The 22,460-nt window shown below is 40.2% G+C and carries 15 protein-coding genes; 11 read left to right on the top strand and 4 right to left on the bottom strand.

What is annotated here, in order from left to right; translation table 11 throughout:
- The first annotated feature begins 68 nt into the window (after positions 1–68).
- From I6F41_RS04775 to I6F41_RS04755, 5 genes are all read left to right on the top strand, one after another.
- Positions 69–2,672 (top strand): sodium:solute symporter family transporter, encoded by a 2,604-nt coding sequence (locus I6F41_RS04775; RefSeq protein ID WP_197107806.1) that lies wholly within the window; start codon positions 69–71, stop codon positions 2,670–2,672.
- Between the two features lie 60 nt (positions 2,673–2,732).
- Positions 2,733–3,875, top strand: coding sequence for a sialidase family protein (locus tag I6F41_RS04770; protein ID WP_197107804.1), 1,143 nt, complete (start codon positions 2,733–2,735; stop codon positions 3,873–3,875).
- A 331-nt stretch (positions 3,876–4,206) separates the two neighbouring features.
- Positions 4,207–7,038, top strand: coding sequence for a TonB-dependent receptor plug domain-containing protein (locus tag I6F41_RS04765; protein ID WP_197107802.1), 2,832 nt, complete (start codon positions 4,207–4,209; stop codon positions 7,036–7,038).
- Positions 7,039–7,153: 115 nt separating this feature from the next.
- Positions 7,154–8,287, top strand: a complete 1,134-nt coding sequence (gene nagA / locus I6F41_RS04760) for an N-acetylglucosamine-6-phosphate deacetylase (protein WP_058374773.1) — start codon at positions 7,154–7,156, stop codon at positions 8,285–8,287.
- 17 nt (positions 8,288–8,304) lie between these two features.
- Positions 8,305–9,210 (top strand): dihydrodipicolinate synthase family protein, encoded by a 906-nt coding sequence (locus tag I6F41_RS04755; RefSeq protein WP_011329793.1) that lies wholly within the window; start codon positions 8,305–8,307, stop codon positions 9,208–9,210.
- A 236-nt stretch (positions 9,211–9,446) separates the two neighbouring features.
- On the opposite strand, the gene I6F41_RS04750 is transcribed toward I6F41_RS04755, so the two are convergent.
- The 3 genes from I6F41_RS04750 to I6F41_RS04740 all read right to left on the bottom strand — a co-directional run bounded on the left by I6F41_RS04750 (position 9,447) and on the right by I6F41_RS04740 (position 14,820).
- Positions 9,447–10,607 (bottom strand): Kelch repeat-containing protein, encoded by a 1,161-nt coding sequence (locus I6F41_RS04750; protein WP_197107800.1) that lies wholly within the window; start codon positions 10,605–10,607, stop codon positions 9,447–9,449.
- Between the two features lie 87 nt (positions 10,608–10,694).
- Entirely contained in the window at positions 10,695–13,598 is a 2,904-nt protein-coding gene (locus tag I6F41_RS04745) for a TonB-dependent receptor domain-containing protein (RefSeq protein ID WP_197107798.1), read from the bottom strand.
- A gap of 436 nt (positions 13,599–14,034) precedes the next feature.
- Positions 14,035–14,820: an alpha/beta hydrolase gene (locus I6F41_RS04740; RefSeq protein ID WP_197107796.1), complete on the bottom strand. Its 786-nt coding sequence runs from the start codon at positions 14,818–14,820 to the stop codon at positions 14,035–14,037.
- Positions 14,821–14,993: 173 nt separating this feature from the next.
- Here I6F41_RS04740 and I6F41_RS04735 point away from each other — a divergent pair, with 173 nt between their 5' ends.
- From I6F41_RS04735 to nagB, 6 genes are all read left to right on the top strand, one after another.
- On the top strand, positions 14,994–15,971 hold the full coding sequence (locus I6F41_RS04735) for a DUF4862 family protein (protein ID WP_197107794.1): 978 nt from the start codon (positions 14,994–14,996) through the stop codon (positions 15,969–15,971).
- A gap of 81 nt (positions 15,972–16,052) precedes the next feature.
- Positions 16,053–16,757, top strand: a complete 705-nt coding sequence (locus I6F41_RS04730) for a transcriptional regulator NanR (protein ID WP_197107792.1) — start codon at positions 16,053–16,055, stop codon at positions 16,755–16,757.
- Between the two features lie 148 nt (positions 16,758–16,905).
- Positions 16,906–19,344 carry a sodium:solute symporter gene (locus tag I6F41_RS04725; protein ID WP_197107790.1) on the top strand — a complete coding sequence of 813 codons (2,439 nt, stop codon included), beginning with the start codon at positions 16,906–16,908 and terminating at the stop codon, positions 19,342–19,344.
- A gap of 19 nt (positions 19,345–19,363) precedes the next feature.
- Positions 19,364–20,071, top strand: a complete 708-nt coding sequence (locus I6F41_RS04720; RefSeq protein WP_011329788.1) for an N-acetylmannosamine-6-phosphate 2-epimerase — start codon at positions 19,364–19,366, stop codon at positions 20,069–20,071.
- On the top strand, positions 20,071–20,946 hold the full coding sequence (locus I6F41_RS04715) for an ROK family protein (protein ID WP_197107788.1): 876 nt from the start codon (positions 20,071–20,073) through the stop codon (positions 20,944–20,946). Before I6F41_RS04720 ends, I6F41_RS04715 begins: the two co-directional genes overlap by 1 nt.
- Before the next feature lies 1 nt (position 20,947).
- Positions 20,948–21,754 carry a glucosamine-6-phosphate deaminase gene (nagB, locus tag I6F41_RS04710; protein ID WP_011329786.1) on the top strand — a complete coding sequence of 269 codons (807 nt, stop codon included), beginning with the start codon at positions 20,948–20,950 and terminating at the stop codon, positions 21,752–21,754.
- A gap of 55 nt (positions 21,755–21,809) precedes the next feature.
- Here the strand turns inward: nagB and I6F41_RS04705 are convergent, their stop codons facing one another.
- Positions 21,810–22,064, bottom strand: coding sequence for a YfhL family 4Fe-4S dicluster ferredoxin (locus I6F41_RS04705; RefSeq protein WP_011329785.1), 255 nt, complete (start codon positions 22,062–22,064; stop codon positions 21,810–21,812).
- Positions 22,065–22,460: the final 396 nt, after the last annotated feature.

Raw genomic sequence — 22,460 nt, 5'->3', positions numbered from 1 at the left:
ATACATCCGAAACAGTGTTATCCATCTTTGTGTATTAAACTCTGCTAAAAATAATAGGAATACCCGCTATGCATCGTCTTTTTTCAATGCGCTTACGCACTCATTCATTGCGAGCTTTACATGTTATTTTTTGCCTCTTGGCAATCTTGCTTGGCTTAACTTCTCATGCATATGCTGGCGAGCGCGTTGCTCTACACTGGAGTAAGCAAGCCGCGCCAGTAGAAGCCGTTTCTCGTTATGCTCCTTTAGTTGGGGTACATAATGAATTACTGATAATTGCTGGCGGAATAAGTACTAACAACTCCCGAAATAGCACACCCAAATACCTCAGTTCAATATGGTTTGGGGAGCAAAACCCTAATCAGCCACGTGCTTTAAATTGGAAAAAAGCTGCCATAAAGCTGCCTTCACCACGTGCATATGGAGCCTCTGCCTCTTTTGAAAATGGCATAGTACTGCTTGGTGGCAGTGATGAAACTCATACCTTTAACGACACTTTGCTAGTGCGTCGTAACCAGGCATCTGACATAGAAATGCATACACTGCCTGCGCTACCTATTCCTATGCGTGAAGGTTCTGCTGCCTTTGTTGGTAGTACCTTATATGTACTGATAACGGCAACTGACACAGGTAAAACCACTGCACTTTATGCGCTTGATTTATCCACAACAGCGCTAGCTGCTTTCACCCAAGGTAGTGAGCCAAAGCACTATACTGCAGCGGCAAACTGGCATAAATTAACGCCTCGCCCGCAATCAATTACATTAGTTAGCCAAAATGACGGCCGTGGAGATGTATTATTTGCTTTAGAAATGCCAAATTCCGACAGCCAAAGTTCACTATGGAAATATAAGGCAGACGATTCACAACCACATTGGACGCCACAAAGCGGGTTTAACAGTGAGTTACCTAATTTACAGTTGAGCTCTGGTAATGCACTGGCAATTGGCCAGTCTCATTTTTTACTTTTTGCCAGTAGCGCCAACCAAACACAGGTGCTGAGCTATAACGCCATCACTAATGTGTGGGCAAAATATGACAGCATTGATCCACAGCTTTTGGCTATGCCTGTTCAGCAAACGGCAACCTCAATGGCAGTATTACCTTGGGATGGAAAAATACTCGTTCATCAAGCCAATAAATTTAATAGTAGTCTACAAGTAGCAGCAATTGCCGAAGCGAGTGACGCCTTTGGCTGGCAAAATATGACAGTATTGGTTGTGTACTTGTTTGCTATGGTGCTAATTGGCGTGTACTTCGTGTTTAAAAACAAAAACGTGAACGACTACTTTCGCGGTGGCCAAAATATTCCTTGGTGGGCTAATGCCTGCTCAATGTACGCAACTATGCTCAGCTCGCTGACCTTTGTGGGTATTCCTGCCATTGTTTACAGAACCGACTGGTTATATTGGGGCGGTATTTGGATGATTTTAGCGGTAACGCCTATTGCAGCTTATGTTGCTATGCCGTTCTTTCGTAAAATAGATGCCACCAGTGCTTATGAGTTTTTATCACTGCGCTTTAATATGCCGGTGCGCCTGTTTGCCAGTGGCTTATTTACCCTGTTTCATATTAGTCGCATGGGTATTGTTATGGCGTTAACTGCCCTTGCGCTTGCAGCTGTAACTCCTTTTGATGCTTGGCAGTGCGTGCTGATCATTGGAGTACTGAGCTTAATATATTGCACACTCGGTGGTATTGAAGCTGTTATTTGGACCGACACCATACAAACCGTGGTTCTGCTTTTAGGTGCGCTATTATGCTTTGCTTATATTGTCAGCGGTGTTGATGGTGGCATAGCGGAAATATTTCGCAGTGGTATCGCCAATGACAAGTTTAAAACCCTAGATATAGACTTCAGTATGGATAGTTTCACTAAGCTCTCTATCTGGGTAATTGTGCTGGGCGGTATAGGGCAAAATCTATCAACTTATACAGCCGATCAATCTATTGTACAACGCTACATGACCACTAAAGATGTGGCCTCTGCCCGCAAATCAATTTGGACTAACGGTATTATGGCACCGGTAGCATCTGTATTGTTTTTTATTATTGGTACTGGTTTATATGTTTTTTACCAGTCGAATCCTGAAAAGCTCGATCCAACCAAGCAAATTGACCAAATATTTCCTGCTTTTATTTCCAGTGAGCTACCTATTGGCATTGCAGGGCTTATTATTGCTGGCATTTTTGCTGCTGCACAATCTACCGTATCAACCAGTATGAACTCAATGTCGACCACATTAGTAACCGATTTTATGCGCCCTTTTAACCTTTGCCGCAGTGAAAAAGGCTACCTAAATGCAGCGCGACTGTTAACTCTATTGGTAGGCATTTTTGGTACTTTAGTTGGCTTATTATTTATTAGCCCCGAAATCCGCTCGTTAATGGAGGAGTACTTTAAAGTGGTAGGTATGTTTATGGGTGCACTCGGTGGGCTATTTATTTTGGGTATAATTAGTACCCGAGCCAATGCCTCTGGTGCCATGGTTGGGTTATTTTTTGGCGTAATTACTATGATGTTTGCATGGATATTTGAGCTAGTAGAAGGCTATTTATTTGGCACCATTGGCATAGTTAGCTGTATTTTTGTTGGCTATGTTGCCAGCGCCTTATTTAGCAAACAACCGGCTAATAACCTTAGCGGCTTAACTATTCATACTATGAAGTGATCGGCTAGCTGCAGCCGTTTAAACCACTATTATGCAACCCTTGCAGCCGAGGAGTTTTAAATGAGTACTGTGCAACCTTCACTGACAAATACCACAGTGATCAGCAATATTTTTGAGGCCGAAACAGATGGTTTTGGTAGTTATCGTATTCCGGCATTATTGCCTATGCCAGATGGAAAACTACTCGCATTTTGCGAAGCACGTGCGATATTGTCAGACCATGCTCACAATAAAATTGTACTAAAAACCAGCCAAGATAACGGCACAAGCTGGAGCGATCAAATTCTGGTAGCCGATGCTGGCGATAATGCCTTAAATAATCCTTTGGTTGTAATTGATGCTGGCTCAGGCGATATAGTATTAATGTACCAAGAGTACCCATACACCACACCGGAACAAGTTGAAAACCCCGCTGCGTGGGTATCTCATGCAGGACAAAACTTTCCATCTAATGTTCACGAAGGCGCGGTAGAGTCAGGCTACCAAGGGCGAATTTGCCGCACCTTTGTACAACGCAGCAGCGATGGCGGACTCAATTGGTCTGCACGGGTAGATGTTACCCGCCAAGTAAAACGCCCAACCGAGGTTACCTGCTACGCTGGTGGCCCAGGCATAGGTATTCAACTGCGCACCGGGAGCTATAAAAACCGTATTGTAATGCCATTTACCCAAGGCCCTTGGGATAATATGAAAGTATATGCTGTGTATAGTGACGATGGTGGACATCAGTGGCAATACGGTGAGGTTGCCCCTGCTGCAATAGCTGAGCACGCTAATGAAACACAAATGGCCGAGCTTGCTGATGGTCGGGTACTACTTAATGCTCGCAGTTACCATGGTAATCACCTGCGTAAAACTGCCTTTAGTGAAGATGGCGGTATTAGTTGGACACCACTGCAAGACACCCCCGATTTAACCGAGCCTGAATGTCAGGGCAGTATTATTAGCTTACAACACGACGCTAAACACAGCGGACTATTATATTGCGGCCCAGAAAACCAGTCACAACGCATTCAAGGCACTCTAAAAATAAGCCTAGATGACGCTACAAGCTGGCAACACATAGCATGTGTTTATAATGGCTCATTTGGCTACTCTTCTATTTGCCAGTTAAGCAATAACGAGATAGGCGTGATGTTTGAACGCGATAACTATAGTGCTATTTCATTTACGCGCATTAGTTTACAAAATAACGACGCATAAAGCGCAAATAGCCCCTTATAACTCTCTTCATAATTACCTCATAACGCCTTCGGCTAGCTCATTGCTAGCCACATTTACAGTGTTAATAGCCGCATATAAAATTTTATATGAATAACCTAAATAAAATTAACAATATAGCGCCAAACATGTAAACAACCAGTTAAAAAACAGATTTTAACTTTGACATTTAAAACACTCAAGTGGTACGCTGGTATAACAGGTTAATGGCGTACTTGTAACTTCAGTGCTTTGTTGTGTTATTTTGCTGTTATCGAGCAAAGCGAGTTATGAATAAACATTTAAAAAATAATTATAAATTTTTGGGGATACCATGTTGAAATCAAAAACACTTGTTAAATCACTACTGGCGATCAGTATTGCTTCGGTAACAACTTATTCATTAGCTGCAGATGCAGACAATGTAAAAGCAGAAGCAAAAGTAGAAAAAATAATTGTAACTGGATCATATATTAGTAAAGGTGACTTCGAATCTGCTTCACCGGTAAAAATATTAGACGCCGATGATATTGAAGGTGTTGGCGCAGTAAACGTGGGTGACCTACTAGCTAGAATGCCCTCAGTAGTGGGTGATACAACCTCGGCAAGCTCAAATATCAGTGAGCAAGATTCAGGCTTAAATACCGTTGCTTTACGTAACTTAGGATCTTCGCGTACCTTAGTACTAGTTGATGGTAAGCGTTACGTTTCTGGCATGTCTGTTGGCTCTGGCTACGGTGTTGATTTAAACACAATTCCTACCACTATGATCCAAAGTATTGAAGTACTTACCGGCGGTCAATCTGCTGCTTATGGCTCTGATGCAGTTGCAGGTGTGGTTAACATTATCCTTAAGAAAAACTTTGACGGTGTCGCTTTTAAAGCACAAGCCGGACGCAGTGGCGAAGGTGATAAAGACACAAGAGATATCGAATTTTCAATTGGTAAAAACTTTGATGACGGTAATGCTTGGTTATCCGTTGGTTACTCTGAAGATGATGGCTTAATGGCTGGCGATCGTGACTATTCACGCGTGCACAAAGATGCTGTTGATACCAATGGCGATGGCATACTAGATACGTCTCAGTTTGTGGGTTCTTCGCATGTTTTTGGTGGCCGTATTGATAAATACAATGGTGACGGTAGCTTATTTACCCGTACCGATGATCCCGCAACATCTGATGCGTTTAACTTTCACGATTATCGCTCTATGGTAGCGCCACTAACACGCCACTTTGTTGCCACTGGTTTATCACTGGATTTAAACGAAAAATCGCGGATGAACTTTACTGCTAACTACGCGCGTGTAGATTCACGAGCTCGTTATGAGCCTATTCCACTTGATACCCGCAACGACATTTTTAAGTTATCTAAAGGTGGTACTACAGGTATTGATATTGCAACGCACCCTTGGTTTGCAGGTACTGCACTTGGCAATAACTTACTTGCCGACGGCATTAATAGTCTTGATGATGCAAGCTTAACATTTAGACGCCTATATGAATTTGGTGACCGTGGCGCGGAGAACACCCGTAGCACATTTAGAGTTGCTGGCGAATATGAATATGATATTTCAAATGATATTTACTTAAAAGTAAGCGGCACTTATGGCGTTACAGACCAAAAGCAAACTAACCATGGCGATATTAACCTTGACCGTGCTCGCTTTGCTTTAAATGTTGAAGATAATGGCGCTGGCGGATTCCAATGTGCTGATGATATTGCACGCATTAACGGCTGTGTTGTATTTAACCCGTTCTCGCTTAATGGCATTTCGCCTGAAGCAGTAGATTACTTATCAGCTGATACCAACCTAGAAGGTAGTATTGAGCAAGTGGTAGTAACCGCCGTTGTTGCTGGTCGATTAGATTATGCCGTTAGTAACGACGTAGACACTATTGGTTTTGCTGGTGGTGTAGAATACCGCGAAGAAAAAGGCCATGAAACACCAGATCCACTACGCCAAGCGGGTATTGTACGCGGTGCAGCAATTGCTAAAACCGAAGGCTCATTTGATGTTGTTGACGTATTTGGTGAGTTACATATTCCACTGCATGAAAAGTTAAGCTTATCTGCTGCAGTACGTTTTGGCGATTACTCGTCTGTAGGTAGCACTACTAACTGGACTATTGGCTTAGATGCACCAATAACCGATAGTATTCGCCTACGTGGTGCTATGGCAACTGCAGTACGTGCTCCTAACGTAAGTGACTTGTTTGCTGGTGGTACTGCAACTGCAGCACTAATAACCGACCCTTGTAACGGAGTAACTAATGCCGATAGCGGTAATATCGCCGTTAACTGTCGTTCAATTGATGCGATTTCAGATCGTATTGATAACGATGGCGCGTTTAACTTAACGCAAGTAGAGCGCCAAAATACCGCAGGTTTATTAAGCGGCTCTACCGATGTTAAAGAAGAAAAAGCTGATACCTTCACTGCGGGTATTGTTTTTACTCCAGAGTCGATTTCTGGCTTACAAATGTCACTTGATTATTACGACATTAAGATTGATGATGCCATCGCTAAAACTGACCGTACCGTTATCTTAAATCGTTGTTACTCTGCAGATCCTAGCAATTTTGATGCACAATGTGGCGGCTTAGTACGCCGTGATGGACGTTCAGGTGCAGCACTTGAAGTAAATGCAGCATCTGGTAACGAAAACCTCATTGAAACAAGAGGCCTTGATATTGATGTGTCATACATGACCGACTTAGGTGATGGCGATTTGTATGTAGGCTTTGCAGCAAACATCTTAGACACTTATAGCATTACAGGACTCGAAACGGGTGACAAACAAGAGCTAGCTGGCGAAGTAATGTTCCCAGAGCTGCGTTTTAACGTTAATGCATCGTACACAATTAATGAGTTCAATGTGTACTGGCAAGTACGTTACTGGGATGAAACCAAAGACCGTAACGATAATACCGTATTAACAGAAGAGCTTAACTCTATCGACTCACGTCTTTATAACGATGTGCGTTTTAGCTATAACTTTACTAACCAAATCAATGCTTACTTTGGTATCACTAACTTATTTGACGAGCAGCCACCACACCTAACGGCTGGTCATAAGTATCAGCAACAAGGTACTTTAACAAATGGTAGTGCGTATGATTTAACAGGCCGCTCGTATTACGCCGGTGTTAAATTAAACTTCTAATCTAAGTAAGCTTGGGTTAACCGTTTAATACTTAAAATATTAAATGCAATGGTGGACTAACCATAAAAAATTAGTCCACCGCTTTAAATGTCAGTACTAACTTAGAAGACTTGTCATGATCACCACTTTAATAGCCGATCATCTATTTGATGGCAAAACACTACACTCTAACCACCCTATTAGTATTAAAGATGGCAAAATTATTGCTTTTGATACTGTAAAAGGCGCCATTGAAACTAAAGTTAGTGGCTTATTAACTGCTGGATTTATTGATACGCAAGTTAATGGTGGCGGAGGTTGTTTACTCAATCAAAATACCAATTTACAAACCCTAACAGCAATGAGCACAGCACATGCTAAGTATGGTACTAGCAGCTTACTGCCTACGCTAATCACCAGCAATTTAAATAAAATAGAACAAACTGCCAACCTAATAAGTACCGCTATAGCACAGCACACCCCTGGTATTTTAGGAGTACATTTTGAAGGCCCACATATTAGCGAGCCTAAAAAAGGCATTCACAGTAGCCAACAAATTCGCGGTTTAAGCCAGCAAGAATTAGATATTTATTGTCGTGACGATTTAGGCATAAAAATAGTCACATTAGCCCCTGAAAATGTCAGCTGCGAAACAATTAAAATATTAGTAGATCACGGTGTACATGTTTGTTTAGGTCACTCAAACGCAAGTTTTGAGCAAGCACAAGCCGCACTAGCTGCTGGCGCAACGGGTTTTACCCATTTATTTAATGCTATGTCAGCACTTGAGTCGCGCGCGCCAAATATGGTGGGAGCTGCATTACTTGATGAGCAAAGCTGGTGTGGCATTATTTTAGATGGCCACCACGTACACCCAAGTACTGCCAAACTAGCTTATAGAGCAAAAGCCGCTCGTAAAATGATGCTAGTTACCGACTCAATGTCGACTATAGGTAGCGAGCAAACACAACTGCATTTTGACGGCCATGACATTAACTTAGTTGGCGACAAATTAACCAGCAATAGCGGCCAATTAGCGGGCTCAGCACTAAATATGATCACCGCAGTGAATAACGCAACACACATGTTAGACATTTCCTTAACCGACGCCCTCAATATGGCTAGTTTATACCCAGCTGAGTTTTTAGGAATAGAGGGCTCTCGTGGGCAGTTAAGCATTGGCGCCAATGCCGACTTAACTTTACTTTCAACAACAAATTCGTCGCCTCGTGTGTTAAACACATGGATTGGCGGCAAAGCAATATTTTAAAATTACAGAGGCTAAAAATGAATAAACTTACTGGACTGATCGCAGCCCCTCATACTCCGTTTGATAAAAATGGTGATGTTAACTTACCAGTTATTGACCAACTTGCTGAGCTACTAATTAAGCAAGGCGTTAAAGGCGTTTATATTTGTGGTACTACAGGCGAGGGCCTTAACTGCTCGGTTGCTGAGCGCAAAGCTATTGCTGAGCGTTGGGTTACAGCAGCTCAAGGTAAACTAAGTATTACTGTGCATACCGGCGCATTATCAATAGCCGACAGCCTTGAATTAACCAAGCACGCAGAAACGCTTGATATTTTTGCTACCTCTATTATCGCACCGTGTTTCTTTAAACCCGGCTCAGTTGACGATTTAGTGCATTACTGTGCAACGGTTGCCGCTGCCGCACCATCAAAAGCATTTTACTACTACCACTCAGGTATGTCGGGTGTGATGTTTGATATGGAGCAGTTTTTAATTAAAGCTGACAAGGTTATTCCTAACCTTGCAGGTATTAAGTTTAACCATGGTGATCTTTACGAATTCCAACGTTGTAAGCGTGCTTGTGGCGGCAAATTCGATATTCCATTTGGTGTTGACGAGTTTCTTCCAGGTGGCCTAGCAGTAGGTGCTATTGGCGCAGTAGGCAGTACGTACAACTACGCAGCTCCACTTTATTTAGAAATTATCGAAGCGTTCAACAAAGGTGACCAAGAAACCGTAACTGCGTTAATGGATAAAGTTATCGCATTAATTCGTACTCTGGTTCAATATGGCGGCGTAGCAGCGGGTAAAGCAGCAATGCAACTACATGGTATTGATGTAGGTAACCCACGCTTACCAATTCGTGCGCTTAACGACGATGAGAAAAAAGACGTGGTTGCTAAAATGCAAGCCGCAGGTTTTATGGATCACCAACCAGCGTAGTAACAGTTGGGTAGCACGTTACTTTTTAGCGCTACCTAAGATTAATATTTTGCTATCCCCTTATTAGCCGCATTTATGCGGCTTTTTTATTGTTAAAGATTACAGTGCGGCTAAGCTACACAACATGATTAAAAGTTAAGGAATTTAACGCTCACTGTAGAAAGAAGTAAAATTAGTGCACCACACGCTGTTGCTTTATCGTTAAAGTAGAAAATAAATTAAAGCCCAGGGTTAGCCTAACGCTGTACTTTTGCTTGATAAATATAGGGACTACGTTGCACTGCTTTGACCTCGCCAGAAATCCAATAAATCATCTTATTATATTGCGCAGTTTGTAACGGTCCAGCGCCACCGGCAAAAGGTACATCTTGCTGCAATGCAGACCAGTTCATGGTGTGTGTATCAAATACAACCTGCTTTCGGCTAAAGTTAAATGCGCTAATCGGCATTGAGAAATACTCTAGTTTAAATTGCTCAAGCTTACTGCCTTGTAAGGTATTGAGCTTTAATACCGCATTGTTAAATACGCTTTTATTAATTCCTCCTAATACTAATATTTTTTTATTCGTTAAGCGCAAGGCACTCCCACCCGCTAAGGTAAAGTCTTCATTATTAAGTTTAGTCTTGGGTAACACACGCCACTTAGCGGTTTTGTAATCAAACGAATAAGCATCTGTGAGTGCAAAGTTATTGCTTTTAGACTGGCTATTAATCCCGCCAAACAACATAAACTGACCATTAATAGCAATTGCTGGAAATTGCGTGCGTGGACTTGCTGGTAGTGCAGGAATTTTGCCACTAACATCGCACTGACCGCGGGCAAACGAAAATTTACATACTTGATTCGATATTTTTTCATCCACCATACCTGCAAATAAATATAAAGAATCAGCGTGTAAATCAGCTGCGCCATCAGACCAAGTAAATGGCAGCGTAGCCACTAATTGGCTTTGCGGCATATGATTTTCATCTAACGTGAGCGCTATCACCGTATTATATGTTTGCTGATTGTCTTTGCCGCCAACTAACAATAAACTATTGTTTTTACTTACAGTTGCGCCATAACCCATTGGCATTGGTAGCTTACCGGTAGCAACTAATTTAAATTGCTCATTACTGAGGTCATATACATAAATATTGTCATGATAATGCTTACTTGCACCATCAAAGTAAGGGTGACCATTAGGAAAGTTAGCCCCTCCCGCTATCACTAAGTATGAGCCAATCATCCCTGTATAGGCAGCTGATATTCCTGTTGGTTGCCCTTTATGAGTATAAAGCGGCAACTTTGCAACCTCTGTCCAATTAGAAATTATGCTGTCGGTTTTTGCCTCAAGCGGCGCTACAAAAAAAATACTAAGCACTAAATAGCTGCACAACATTAACGATCGCAACATATTAACCTCGCAATTTTAATCTAAAAAATAAAAAACCTAATCTTTACGATTAGGTTTTTAACTGTGTTAATAACTTAACGAAACAAATTAAAACTTATATTTAAGACCAACAAAATACTGACGGCCAATAATATCATAAGCTCTTGGCTCAGTATTTGTGCCTGCTGCTGATGAAGTTACCGTGCCACGCGGTATAATGTCTGGCTGTTCATTAAATAAGTTGTTAGAACCGGCATATAAATTAAGTGATTCATTAACGTTATATGAAGCTCTTAAATCTACATAATATACAGAATCTAATGTGTTAATATCGTTAGATAGTGTTTGATTCACATCATTATTTACATCATTTTGAGTTTCATCTCTGTAAGTTACTTGAGTAAATAAGCTAAAGTCGTCGGTAAAATTATAAGTACCGTGCATGGTATATCTAAACTTAGGGTAAAGTACTTCACCTTTATAGTCGCGCTCTACGCCCGCCTTACTTGTGGTTACATACTCATCTAAATATGATGCAGATAGGCTTAGGTCTAATTTATCCATGGTATAGAATACTTCTAAATCAACACCGCTGGTTTTTACTTCGCTTTCGTTAATTGCTTTTGAAGTAATATTTAAAATAGGGCCATTTACTGCACGTACTACACTACCACCACAAGTTGCATCAAATTCACTTGGATCTACATTGTAACAACGATTAATAATGTCACCGGCTCCCACATTTAAAATCGCATCTTCAATCTCAATTGAATAATAATCTACTGAAACAGAAAGCGACTCCATTGGCGTAAATACAGCACCTATAGTGTAAGTATCTGCTTTTTCCTCTTTTAAGCTTTCAGAACCCGTTGTTAATAAACGTTCATTTTGACTTTCAGAACCCACTAAAGTGAACGAGCCATCTGCCGCAATACGATCTGCAATCGCATCGATTGAACGACAGTTCGCTGCAACATTACCAGCTGTACTAGCATCTACACCATCACAAACATCATGTCCACCGGTGGCACTGGCAGATCCAGCAGCAAATAAGTCGTTAACATTTGGTGCTCTAACCGCACTCGACACACTGGCACGAAAACGTACATAATCGTTTATTGGCGAATCAATACCTAGTCTATATGTTGAAGTATTACCAATAGAAGAGTAGTCACCAACGCGCAGCGCTAAGCTCACATTCAACCAATCATACACAGGTAAAAACATTTCCCCGAAGGCTTCATAAGAATAAAAACTACCTTCGGTTGCAAATACTTGTAAACGACGGCTAATACCCGCTTGACGAAATGCATCAGGGGTTTCAGCACCTTCTTCTCTACGATACTCAACACCTGTAGCAAAGCTAATATATTCATCATTAAGCGTAAATGGTAACTCACCTGATAAAACACTATTTACTACATATTGTTTTATCACGCCGCTTTGACCAGTAGGAATACCGATATAGTCGACTGCCTCAGGAGAAAAACCCGTTATTCCTGCTTGGCCCAACTCGCTGTCTGTTGTACCAAATGGATTTATTGGTACACATCCTTGCCATCTATCAGTGGCGTTTGCACATTGATAGCCACCATTGCCATCTTCTTCAATATTCAGTGCAGCACGAAGTGCAACAAGGTTTACATCGCCACTATTTTTTTGTACTTGGTTAGTCGTACCATAAACCGCTGACGTGCTTAAGAGTAAATTGTTATCAAACTCATAATCTAAGTTACCCGCGATACGAAAAGTGCTTCGGCGGTTTTCTACCCCTAAATTATCAAATTCGGCTAATCGTCTAAAGGTATTTACACGGTCAAGTGAGGTACTGCCATTTCCAGAATTTTGCAATGCCGGTAACAATTGGTTTTGTGCACTACTGCCATTAAAAAATGGGCTGTTAGCAATATCAATACCCGTTGTCCCACCACGATTCACTACAAATACATCGTTAACTATACTTAAAGGGGCTGTTTCTATGTTAGTTGACGAATTAACCTCAGAGTAGTTAATCTCTAATTCAGCATGTGCTTTACTTGAAATATCAAACGTCATACCAGCAGCAGCAAACTGTCTCTTATAAGGTGCAATTGCTTTGCGATAAAATGTTTGATTATAAAAATCACTGTTGCCATCTAACTGACCATCGGAAGTTATTTTTGGTGCAAATTGACTAAACGGATCACCATTACCAAAAATACTTACATCTGCAAACTGAAAAGCGCCGCCATCAACGTGCATTGGTCCATTTCGTACCCGCAATGTTTCACGAAGGCCGTCACCATCTTCATCATGCACATTTATACTATTTCTCGAAAAATCTCTATCTCTGGCCATTAGATCATCTTGATTGGCAAGCCCGAGTGACAACCATGCGTTACCTCCATCAAAGTTTTTACCATAAGTAAAATCAATATTTTGGCGTGCAGCACCACCTTCATCTGAATCAGCACCAAACATGTTAACTTCGAGGCCTTCAAAGTTCTTTTTAGTGATTATATTTATTACACCCGCAATTGCATCTGAACCATAAATTGCAGATTGACCACCGGTTAATACATCAACACGCTCAATAATTGAGGTAGGTATAGAATTTAAATCAACACCATAGCCGTCACCCGCAGAAGTGCCCGACACATAGCGCCTGCCATTAACTAATACTAGTGTTCTTGCTGTTCCTAGATTTCGAAGTGAAGTGGTACTAATACCTGCACTTCCGCCGCTATCGCCATTATTTGAGGCATCATTTGTGCCAGCCGTTACTGAAGGTAGTCGGCTCAAAGTATTCGCAATTGAAATGGCTGCTACTCCTTCAATCGCTTCTTTACCTAACTCTACAACGGGTGAAGATGAGCTAAAATTAGCGCTGCCCTTAAATATATTTGAACCTGTAACGTTAATGCGTTCAATATCTTTTGTTGCCGCATCTTGGGCAATTGCATGTGGGCTTACAATCGCTGCAATACAAACAGATAAAGCAGATAAGTGATGTTGTATTTTATTTTTTTTCATAACTATTCTCTCAGAGTAAAAATATTAACGTGGCTTTGTGTAAATATCATACAAGCAACCTATCATACCAGTACACCTTCAGCAACGCCTTAATTAACATTTTAGATACTAAATTTAACAACATTGCTTACAAACGTGAATGTGTTAGTAACTAATTACACTAAAGACATTTAACTACTTGAGGTTGATTTTTGAGCGAGCTGTTTATTTACTATTTAAATAATGGAGGATTTTAATTGAATATTTTTCATACTGTGAAAGTTTGCGACTATTGAATGCAACGTATAGTTTATTAAAAATAATAACTTAAGGTTAAAAATAAAGAAATGTATATAGCTAAGCTGTAAATTAACCTAGATACGCTTTGGTGGTGTGAAGTATTACAAACACGATAAATAATTAAGAAAATAAAACACTGCGGCGGCTTATAACCCGTTTAAACTAAATTTTCACTAATAATATGCTGTAGTAATTGCCAGCTGTGCAGGTTTTTATTAAAACTAGGAAACATTGTAAAATGATCAACACCCGCTAAAACATGGAAAACAACATTAGCTTTGTTACTGCTTCTTACAAAGCTAATAGCCTGTTTTATATTAACTTCTTTGTCTTTATCGCCATGCATAATGATATATTTTACGCTATTGTCGATTAACTGTGCAGGGTTACAATTTTTTATACGACTATGTCCATCAGCCAATTCACCCCCTAATAATTTTACTACTTGTTGTGGTTGCCCTAAATCACTGCGACGCCTTAAATCAACCACCCCCGCAATAGCAATAACCGTTTTTATAGCTAAGTACTCGGCTTTATACAACGCTGAATTTTTATCTATCATACCGCGTGAGGCTGCCCATGTTGCTAAGTGTCCGCCTGCTGAATGACCAATAATAAGCACATTGCTTAAATCTAATTTATGCTCTGTTGCCAAAGTGGTTAAAAAGTCGATGCCTTGTGCAACATCACTAAAAATAGTTGGCCAGGGCGCGGTAATATTAGGTCCCATGCTATTCATTCTGCGATATTCTAAGTTCCATACTGCAACACTTTTATCCGCTAAATACTCAACAATTTGCTTAGTTGGGTATGTATCTAAGCTATGGTTATCCTTCCAGTAACCCCCATGAATCACAATAACAACGGGCAAATACGCATCATTTTGTGGACGAATTAACTGACCATATTGCTGAGAGTCTACACCGTACTTATAGATGTTCATGTTTAAACCTAAATAGTTAATTTTAAAAATCAGCAGTTGTGTTAGAAATGCACTACTGGTATAACAGCTTCACCAAGATACATCAAAACCTTAGCGCTATGGAATAGACGTTAGGCTAATTTTAATAATTATGGTGTATTACTTACACTAAATTACAGCTTCAAAGGAATAACATGAAAGTACTTGTAGGGGCTTACGCTTCAGTGCCATCAGATTCTAGTTGGGATCAACAGGCAGAGCATTTATTTTACCAACAACTAAAAAAGAATAAACGCATCGACGGCTTAGAAATCCCATTTACTGGTAAACTTCATAGGTTTGATAATGAATGGTTTTATGCTCAGCTAGATGACAGTTGGTGTTATGTCGTTACCTGTATTCCTGGCACCATGGGAGAGCTTAGCAAAGATCCGCACTTTGGTATTGCATCTGACAATGAAGCAGGTCGCCTTAAAGCTATTAACTTTTATAAACAAGCTAATCAGCAAATAAAACAACTTAATAACCACTTTAAAAAGCCTGTGGTTACACATATTCAAATCCATAGTGCGCCTGCATTAAATGCACCGGCTACCTCATCAATAACGGCATTAGTTAAATCGCTCCAAGAGCTACAAAGTTGGGACTGGCACGGTGCTAAGCTGGTACTTGAGCATTGTGATGCACAGCTTGAAAACCAGCCTAGTGAAAAAGGTTTTATGCGTTTAGAAGACGAAATAAGCGCTATAACAACGGCCAACCTACACACTAGGCATAAACTAGGTATTTCAATAAATTGGGGACGCTCAGCAATTGAAGCAAGAAGTGCAAACGGCGCAATAAAGCATATGGAACTTTGCATAAAAGCAGGCTTATTTACAGGCCTCATATTTTCTGGCGCCAGCAGTCACTCTGCACTTTACGGCAGCTGGAAAGATAGCCATATGCCACCGCAAATAAATAATTTTGATCAGCAAACAAACAAAGAGTCGGCAATGAATGAGCATGAAATAAACCGTTGTATGCAGTTACAACAATTGGCTAATTTAGACTTTGTTGGCTGCAAAATTTCAATTTTGCCACAACAACAATCTTTGGCGAATAGAGTGCGCTACATCGACGAAACATTGGCGATGATAAACAACGCACGTTTGTATATTGCTACCAAATAAGGATATTTTTCAGCTAACATTAGCGAACTCTTTATTTTATGGTACGATAGGGTAATAGCTAAACAATTGATAGGTTTTTAAATGACATTGAAAGTTACGCGCCCAGTAGAACGAAAAAAATTATCCGAAACGGTCGAAGAAGAGCTCGAACGCATGATCCGCCAAGGTGAGATTTCTGAAGGTGATGCACTGCCTTCTGAGCGAGATCTTATGGCTGCATTTGGCGTCGGTAGGCCTTCGATCAGGGATGCTTTAGCTGCGCTTGCGCGTAAAGGCCTGGTAAAAATAAGTAGCGGTGAAAGAACCCGGGTTACTCGCCCCTCAGCCGACACTATTATCGCTGAGTTATCAGGGATGTCAAAAGACTTTCTTGCACAGCCAAATGGTTTAAAATATTTTGACCAGTTAAGACGATTTTTTGAATCTAGCTTAGTTAGACATGCAGCGGCCTCGGCAACACCAAGCCAAATTAAAGAACTAGGTGAAGCGCTTGAGTTAAATGGTAAATCTATTGAAAATGACAGTCAATTTAGACGTACTGATATTTACTTCCACCGGGTGATTGCTTCTATCCCAGGGAATCCAATATTTTTAGCTGTACACCAAGCGTTAATGGACTGGTTAATTGATGCTCGCCCCGAGCACGTTAATACGGTGGAATTAAATAAGCAAAGTTATAACGACCATGTTGCTATTTTTGAGTGTATAAAAAATGGTGATGTAGAGGGAGCTGACGCAAAACTCTCAGCCCATATTGATTATGTATTTGATAATTATTACGGTTAAAACTTTAAGTATAATTAATTAAACTATAGATATTATAAAAAGGCTAAATTTAGCCTTTTTTTGTGTCGCAAATGTTAAAAAACTATAGATTTCACTCACCCTAGGTGGTATAACAGGTATACACCACAAACAGGTATACAGTTGCACTATGAGAATAATTATAATTTTTTTATTACTTTTAACATCATGCAATACATTTGCTAAAACACAGCTTGATTGGAGCGTTATTAAAAGTAACGCTAATCACCTGCTTATAAATAAAGATTCTTTATATTTTTTAACGAATGACGCTTTGTTTATTTCAAGTACCGACTTTGCCAAATTAAATAAGCTAGACCTAGCAACAAATGAAATAAGTACTGTATTAAACTTCAAACCTATTGATGGTAATAGAGCGCAAGCAATTACAGTGCAGCACAATAACAAAACAGTTGTGCTGGGCGGTTTAGTTAATGGGGTAAAATCTACACGTGTTAATGTTTTAGAATGGCATGATGAATCTCAAAGTATTGTTTCAAAACAGTTAGCTAACTTACCTCGTTCGTTTAGTAAAATAAGTGCGCAAGTATTTGGGCAAAACGTGTACATTACCGGTTTTGATAAGCAGTGGTACTTTTTTAAAATAGCCCTAAATAATGACCAGCAACAGTGGACACCACTCAATGCAGCATTATTTACAGATCTAAACATTATTAACAGCGAACTTGTGGTGCAAAATGATGGCAACGAAAACCGCATTTACGCCGTTTCACAACAAAGCGCAGAGCAAAGCAGCAACTCTAATTCTAAACTTTTATTACACGAGTTTGATGAAGCTGCAAATTCATGGTTAACCGTAACAAGTAATAACCCCACTGAGCTGGTAGATATTGATAAGCTTGTATTTGCTTCTCCTCTGGGTCAATCTCATATTATGGTAGTGACTCAAGGTGGCAAAACCTTGTCATACAATACCATCACTAAAGCATGGTCTAATTACAATAAGTCAGACTATCGTTTTCATAAAATAACTCAGGTTCAGCAACACTCTTATGCAGTAGTAACAGAGTTAAATACTAACAATACCGTTTTAATTAAAGGTGAAATTAGTAATACAGCCCGCGATTTTGGCTGGCAAAACATGCTGGTTTTAGTGATTTACTTACTTTCTGTGGTCATGGTTGGTTTGTATTTTATGTTTAAAAATAAAAACACCAACGATTACTTTAGAGGCGGACAGTCAATACCTTGGTGGGCTGCAGCCTGCTCTATTTATGCCACTATGTTAAGCTCGTTAACTTACATCGCCCTTCCGGCCATTGTTTATCAAACTAACTGGGTACTACTTATTGGTATTTGGATGATAATTGCAGTAGCGCCTATTGCCGTATATGTAGCAATTCCCTTTTTTAGACAGCTAGATGCAACCAGTGCATATGAGTTTTTATCAAAAAGATTTAATATGCCGGTACGACTTTTTGCCAGTGGCTTATTCACCTTATTTCATATTGGCCGTATGGGTATTGTTATGGCACTAACCGCGTTGGCTTTGTCGGCGGTAACCCCTCTTAGTGCCTCTGATAGCGTGCTTATTATGGGAGTGCTTTGTTTATTGTATTGTACACTGGGTGGTGTTGAGGCCGTTATTTGGACTGATACTATTCAAACCGTGGTATTACTTATTGGCGCTGTTGTGTGTTTTGCTGTAATTATTGCAGGCCTCGATGATGGCTTTAATAGCTTTATACAAATTGGTTTTGCTGACGATAAATTTACCATAGTTAATAACGACTTTAGCCTTGAGAGTATTACTAGCTTATCTATTTGGGTTATTGTGCTGGGCGGTATTGGCCAAAATTTATCGAGCTACACTGCAGATCAAGCCGTTGTGCAAAGATATATGGTAACCAAAGATCCTGCCTCAGCGGTTAAATCTATTTGGGCCAATGCCATATTAGCGGCGCCGGGCGCGTTATTGTTTTTCTGTATTGGTACAGGCTTATATGCTTTTTACCAACTTAACCCTGAAAAACTCGACCCAACCATTCAAATTGATCAAATTTTCCCTACGTTTATATCAAATGAACTACCAATGGGTTTAGCCGGACTCATTATTGCGGGTATTTTTGCAGCAGCGCAGTCAACGGTTTCAACCAGCATGAACTCTATTGCCACTACGGTATTAACCGACTTTGTACGACCTTTTAATTTAGCCAAATCTGAGAAGTCTTATATGAGTTTAGCGCGCATCCTTACTTTTATTTCTGGCGTATTAGGCACCTTGGTTGGATTAATATTTATCGACCCTGAAATACGCTCACTAATGGAAGCTTATTTTAAAGTAATTGGTATGTTTATGGGTGCATTAGGTGGCATATTTATACTTGGCGCATTAACCAAACGTGCTAACTCTGTAGGCGCTATAGTAGGTATTATCTCAGGGGTGAGCTTAATGATTTCAGCATGGAAATATGGCTGGGCTAATGGCTATCTTTACGGAACAATAGGTATTTTAACCTGCTTAATTGTTGGCTACTTAGTTAGTTTATTATTCCCTGCACACAATAAAGATCTTTCAAAATTAACCTTATATACAATGAACCAATAACCAAATTTAAGAGCAAAATATGTCAAATAAAAATATAGAGTTAGAGAGCTTTTTAGTAAACCATTTGCAAAGTAGTTTAATTGCATCATGCCAGCCTCTTGACGATGGCCCTATGGACAAAGTTGAGCATATTGTTGCTATGGCATTAGCAACCGTAGCTGGGGGTGCAAAAGCACTACGAATTGAAGGCATTGAAAATGTACGTGCGGTCGCAAAAGTAAGCAATATTCCTATTGTAGGAATTGTTAAACGCGACCTTACTGATACCGAGGTGCGCATAACCCCCTTTATTGAAGACGTTATTGGCCTGGCCGAAGCCGGCGCAACTATTATCGCGTTTGATGGCACAGATAGACCTCGCCCAGTAGATAGGCTAACTCTGTTAAACACCATCCACGAACACGGTTGTATTGCTATGGCCGACTGTGCTGACCTTGCTGGCGGCAAGTTTTTACACGACGCTGGCTGTACCTTTATTGGCAGCACGCTATCTGGTTATTTAGATTTAAGTACAACCCCTAACGAACCCGACTATCAATTAGTAAGTGACTTAGTCAGTGCTGGTATAAAAGTGATTGCCGAAGGGCGCTACAACTCGCCTGAACGCGCTGCAAAAGCAATCGAACTCGGTGCATTGTGCGTCACTGTTGGCTCGGCAATTACCCGCCTTGAGCATATAACTGGGTGGTTTGTGCAAAGTATTAACAATGCAAAGAGTGATATTTAATGATGAATATTGCCATTGATATTGGCGGCACCAAAATAGCGTGCGCACTTATTGATAATGACCAAATCGTTAATTCAATAAAAGTTGACTCTATTATACATACTAATATTGATGACTTAGCGGCATACGTTTATACCGTAATTGAAAAGTGGGTACTTCAAGCCAGCTCAATTAATATTGCTTGCACAGGCCAAGTTAGCGCAGAATTTGTGAATTTTTTATCTGTGCGTCGTAAATTACCATTAAAAGCACAGTTAGAAAGCCTAACTAACCTACCCGTTACTATAATTAACGATGCCTCTGCAGCCGCTTGGGCTGAATACACGGTAAATGAGCAGGTAAAAAATAAAAACTTTATTTACATTACCGTATCAACAGGAGTGGGGGCAGGCATTGTATTTAACGACCAAATAATCACCTGCGCCGATGGGTTTTGTGCCCACCTAGGCCACACCACAGTACATATTCAATCAAACCATAACTACAGCTGCCACTGCGGCAGAACAAACTGTGTTGAGTCAATTGCCTCAGGCACTGCTATTGCTAAACACGCCAGCAAAGCACTGGGTAAAACACTCAATGCAAAAGACGTATTTACAAACTACGCTGAGCATCCTGAAGTAGCCGAAATTATTGATAATGCCGCATCGGCCGTGGCCGAGCTGATATTTAATATGAAAGCCACATTTGGCAACGAAACAGTTGTTATTGGAGGCAGTGTGGGTTTGTCAGCATTATTTTTTAATAAAGTAGCTGAAAAAATTCAACAAGCACCGGAAATTTATCAAGTAACCTTGTTACAGCCGGTATCGGGTGCAGATGCCGATTTAATCGGTGTGCATCACTACGCTAAAAATCAATTAATAGAGAAGTAAAATGCAAGTACTTATATTTGATGATAAAAAAGCTGTTGCTGAAAATGCAGCAACGTTGCTACAAAAGTTAATTTTAGCAAAAAACAATGCAAATATAGGCCTAGCTACAGGTAGCACGCCTATTGATTTATATAAGCAGCTAGTATCGATGTATAAAAATAAGCATATTAGTTTTGCTCAGGTAAATACGTTTAATTTAGATGAGTATTACGACATCGATGAAAATAATAGTAATAGCTACCGTTACTTTATGAACAGCCAACTGTTCGATCACATAGATATAGATAAAAACAACACCCATTTACCAACTTGTAACGCCAAACAAGATCCTAGAAAACAAGGTGAACATTTTGAGCAGCAAATAGCGGCACTCGGAGGCTTAGATCTGCAGCTTTTAGGCATTGGCGGCAATGGCCATATTGGCTTTAATGAACCCTCATCAAGCTTTGCATCTCGCACCCGGATCAAATCGCTAACTGAGCAAACCGTATCAGACAACAGCAGAATGTTTTCAGACGATGAGCAACAACCAAAAATGGCGATGACCATGGGTATTGCTACCATAATGGACGCTAAGTATGTGTTACTAATTGCCACGGGTAAAAATAAAGCACAAGCGGTAAATGACATGGTAAACGGCCCACTTTCGGCAAGTTGCCCGGCGTCAATTTTACAAATGCATAAAAACGCGATAGTGATAATCGACAACGATGCCGCCAGTTTATTAGCTAATAAAGATTACTTTACTTGGGTCAGTCAGCAAAACCATGAAATAAATCAAGCTTTTGGTCACTTCCCTGACTTATAAAAACGAATATTACTAAGCGTACTGTTAATCAGCTTTAAAACAGTACGCTTAGCAGTTAGCCACAACTACTAGTTAACCTTACGTACTTATCGGCAAGCTCATCAATAGTTTCACTATGGGTTGGGTCTGGCTTAATACAATCAATTGGGCAGACACTTACGCAAGTAGGTTTATCATAATGACCTACGCATTCAGTGCATTTACTGGGATCTATTTGATATATTTTAGCCCCCATATAAATAGCCTCATTTGGGCACTCTGGATCGCACATATCGCAGTTAATGCATTTGTTATTTATGAGTAGAGCCATTTTTTAGCCTTTTCAATTAATATCATTATAAAACAAAAAGATAAGTAAAAACAAAGGTGTGTAAAGGCTAACTTTTGTGCAGTTCTAGTTTAATAAAAAACCGCTATTTTTCATTAAATCGTAACACAAATTAGTAACACAAATTTTTATTTTTGGGTGTAAATTACAGCCGCGAATTATGCCTATTTTTCTCTGTTGCTTTGTTGATCTCAATCAATAAAAAATCGCCGCAAGGCCTTTATTTATATAGGTTTAACTAATGGGCTAAAAAACTACTCAAGCTTCTGGCAGAAACCGAAAGGCAACTCGTGTTTGGTATTTATGCGTCGCTATAGGCTATTTATGGCAATAACATATTGCTCGGCACTGCTTTATTTAAAAGCTCAAGCCACTGCT

The sequence above is a fragment of the Pseudoalteromonas sp. SCQQ13 genome (assembly GCF_015864415.1).
Taxonomy (GTDB): Bacteria; Pseudomonadota; Gammaproteobacteria; order Enterobacterales; family Alteromonadaceae; genus Pseudoalteromonas; species Pseudoalteromonas nigrifaciens.
Note: the sequence above shows the minus strand (reverse complement) of the source record. Positions and strands in the feature narration are given on the sequence as shown.

Coding starts and splice junctions, on each gene's coding strand:
- nagA (WP_058374773.1), top strand. CDS start 7,154: ATGATCACCACTTTAATAGCCGATCATCTATTTGATGGCAAAACACTA.
- I6F41_RS04750 (WP_197107800.1), bottom strand. CDS start 10,607: ATGTTGCGATCGTTAATGTTGTGCAGCTATTTAGTGCTTAGTATTTTT.
- I6F41_RS04730 (WP_197107792.1), top strand. CDS start 16,053: ATGACATTGAAAGTTACGCGCCCAGTAGAACGAAAAAAATTATCCGAA.
- I6F41_RS04765 (WP_197107802.1), top strand. CDS start 4,207: ATGTTGAAATCAAAAACACTTGTTAAATCACTACTGGCGATCAGTATT.
- I6F41_RS04705 (WP_011329785.1), bottom strand. CDS start 22,064: ATGGCTCTACTCATAAATAACAAATGCATTAACTGCGATATGTGCGAT.
- I6F41_RS04740 (WP_197107796.1), bottom strand. CDS start 14,820: ATGAACATCTATAAGTACGGTGTAGACTCTCAGCAATATGGTCAGTTA.
- I6F41_RS04720 (WP_011329788.1), top strand. CDS start 19,364: ATGTCAAATAAAAATATAGAGTTAGAGAGCTTTTTAGTAAACCATTTG.
- I6F41_RS04725 (WP_197107790.1), top strand. CDS start 16,906: ATGAGAATAATTATAATTTTTTTATTACTTTTAACATCATGCAATACA.
- I6F41_RS04770 (WP_197107804.1), top strand. CDS start 2,733: ATGAGTACTGTGCAACCTTCACTGACAAATACCACAGTGATCAGCAAT.
- I6F41_RS04745 (WP_197107798.1), bottom strand. CDS start 13,598: ATGAAAAAAAATAAAATACAACATCACTTATCTGCTTTATCTGTTTGT.
- nagB (WP_011329786.1), top strand. CDS start 20,948: ATGCAAGTACTTATATTTGATGATAAAAAAGCTGTTGCTGAAAATGCA.
- I6F41_RS04755 (WP_011329793.1), top strand. CDS start 8,305: ATGAATAAACTTACTGGACTGATCGCAGCCCCTCATACTCCGTTTGAT.
- I6F41_RS04735 (WP_197107794.1), top strand. CDS start 14,994: ATGAAAGTACTTGTAGGGGCTTACGCTTCAGTGCCATCAGATTCTAGT.
- I6F41_RS04775 (WP_197107806.1), top strand. CDS start 69: ATGCATCGTCTTTTTTCAATGCGCTTACGCACTCATTCATTGCGAGCT.
- I6F41_RS04715 (WP_197107788.1), top strand. CDS start 20,071: ATGATGAATATTGCCATTGATATTGGCGGCACCAAAATAGCGTGCGCA.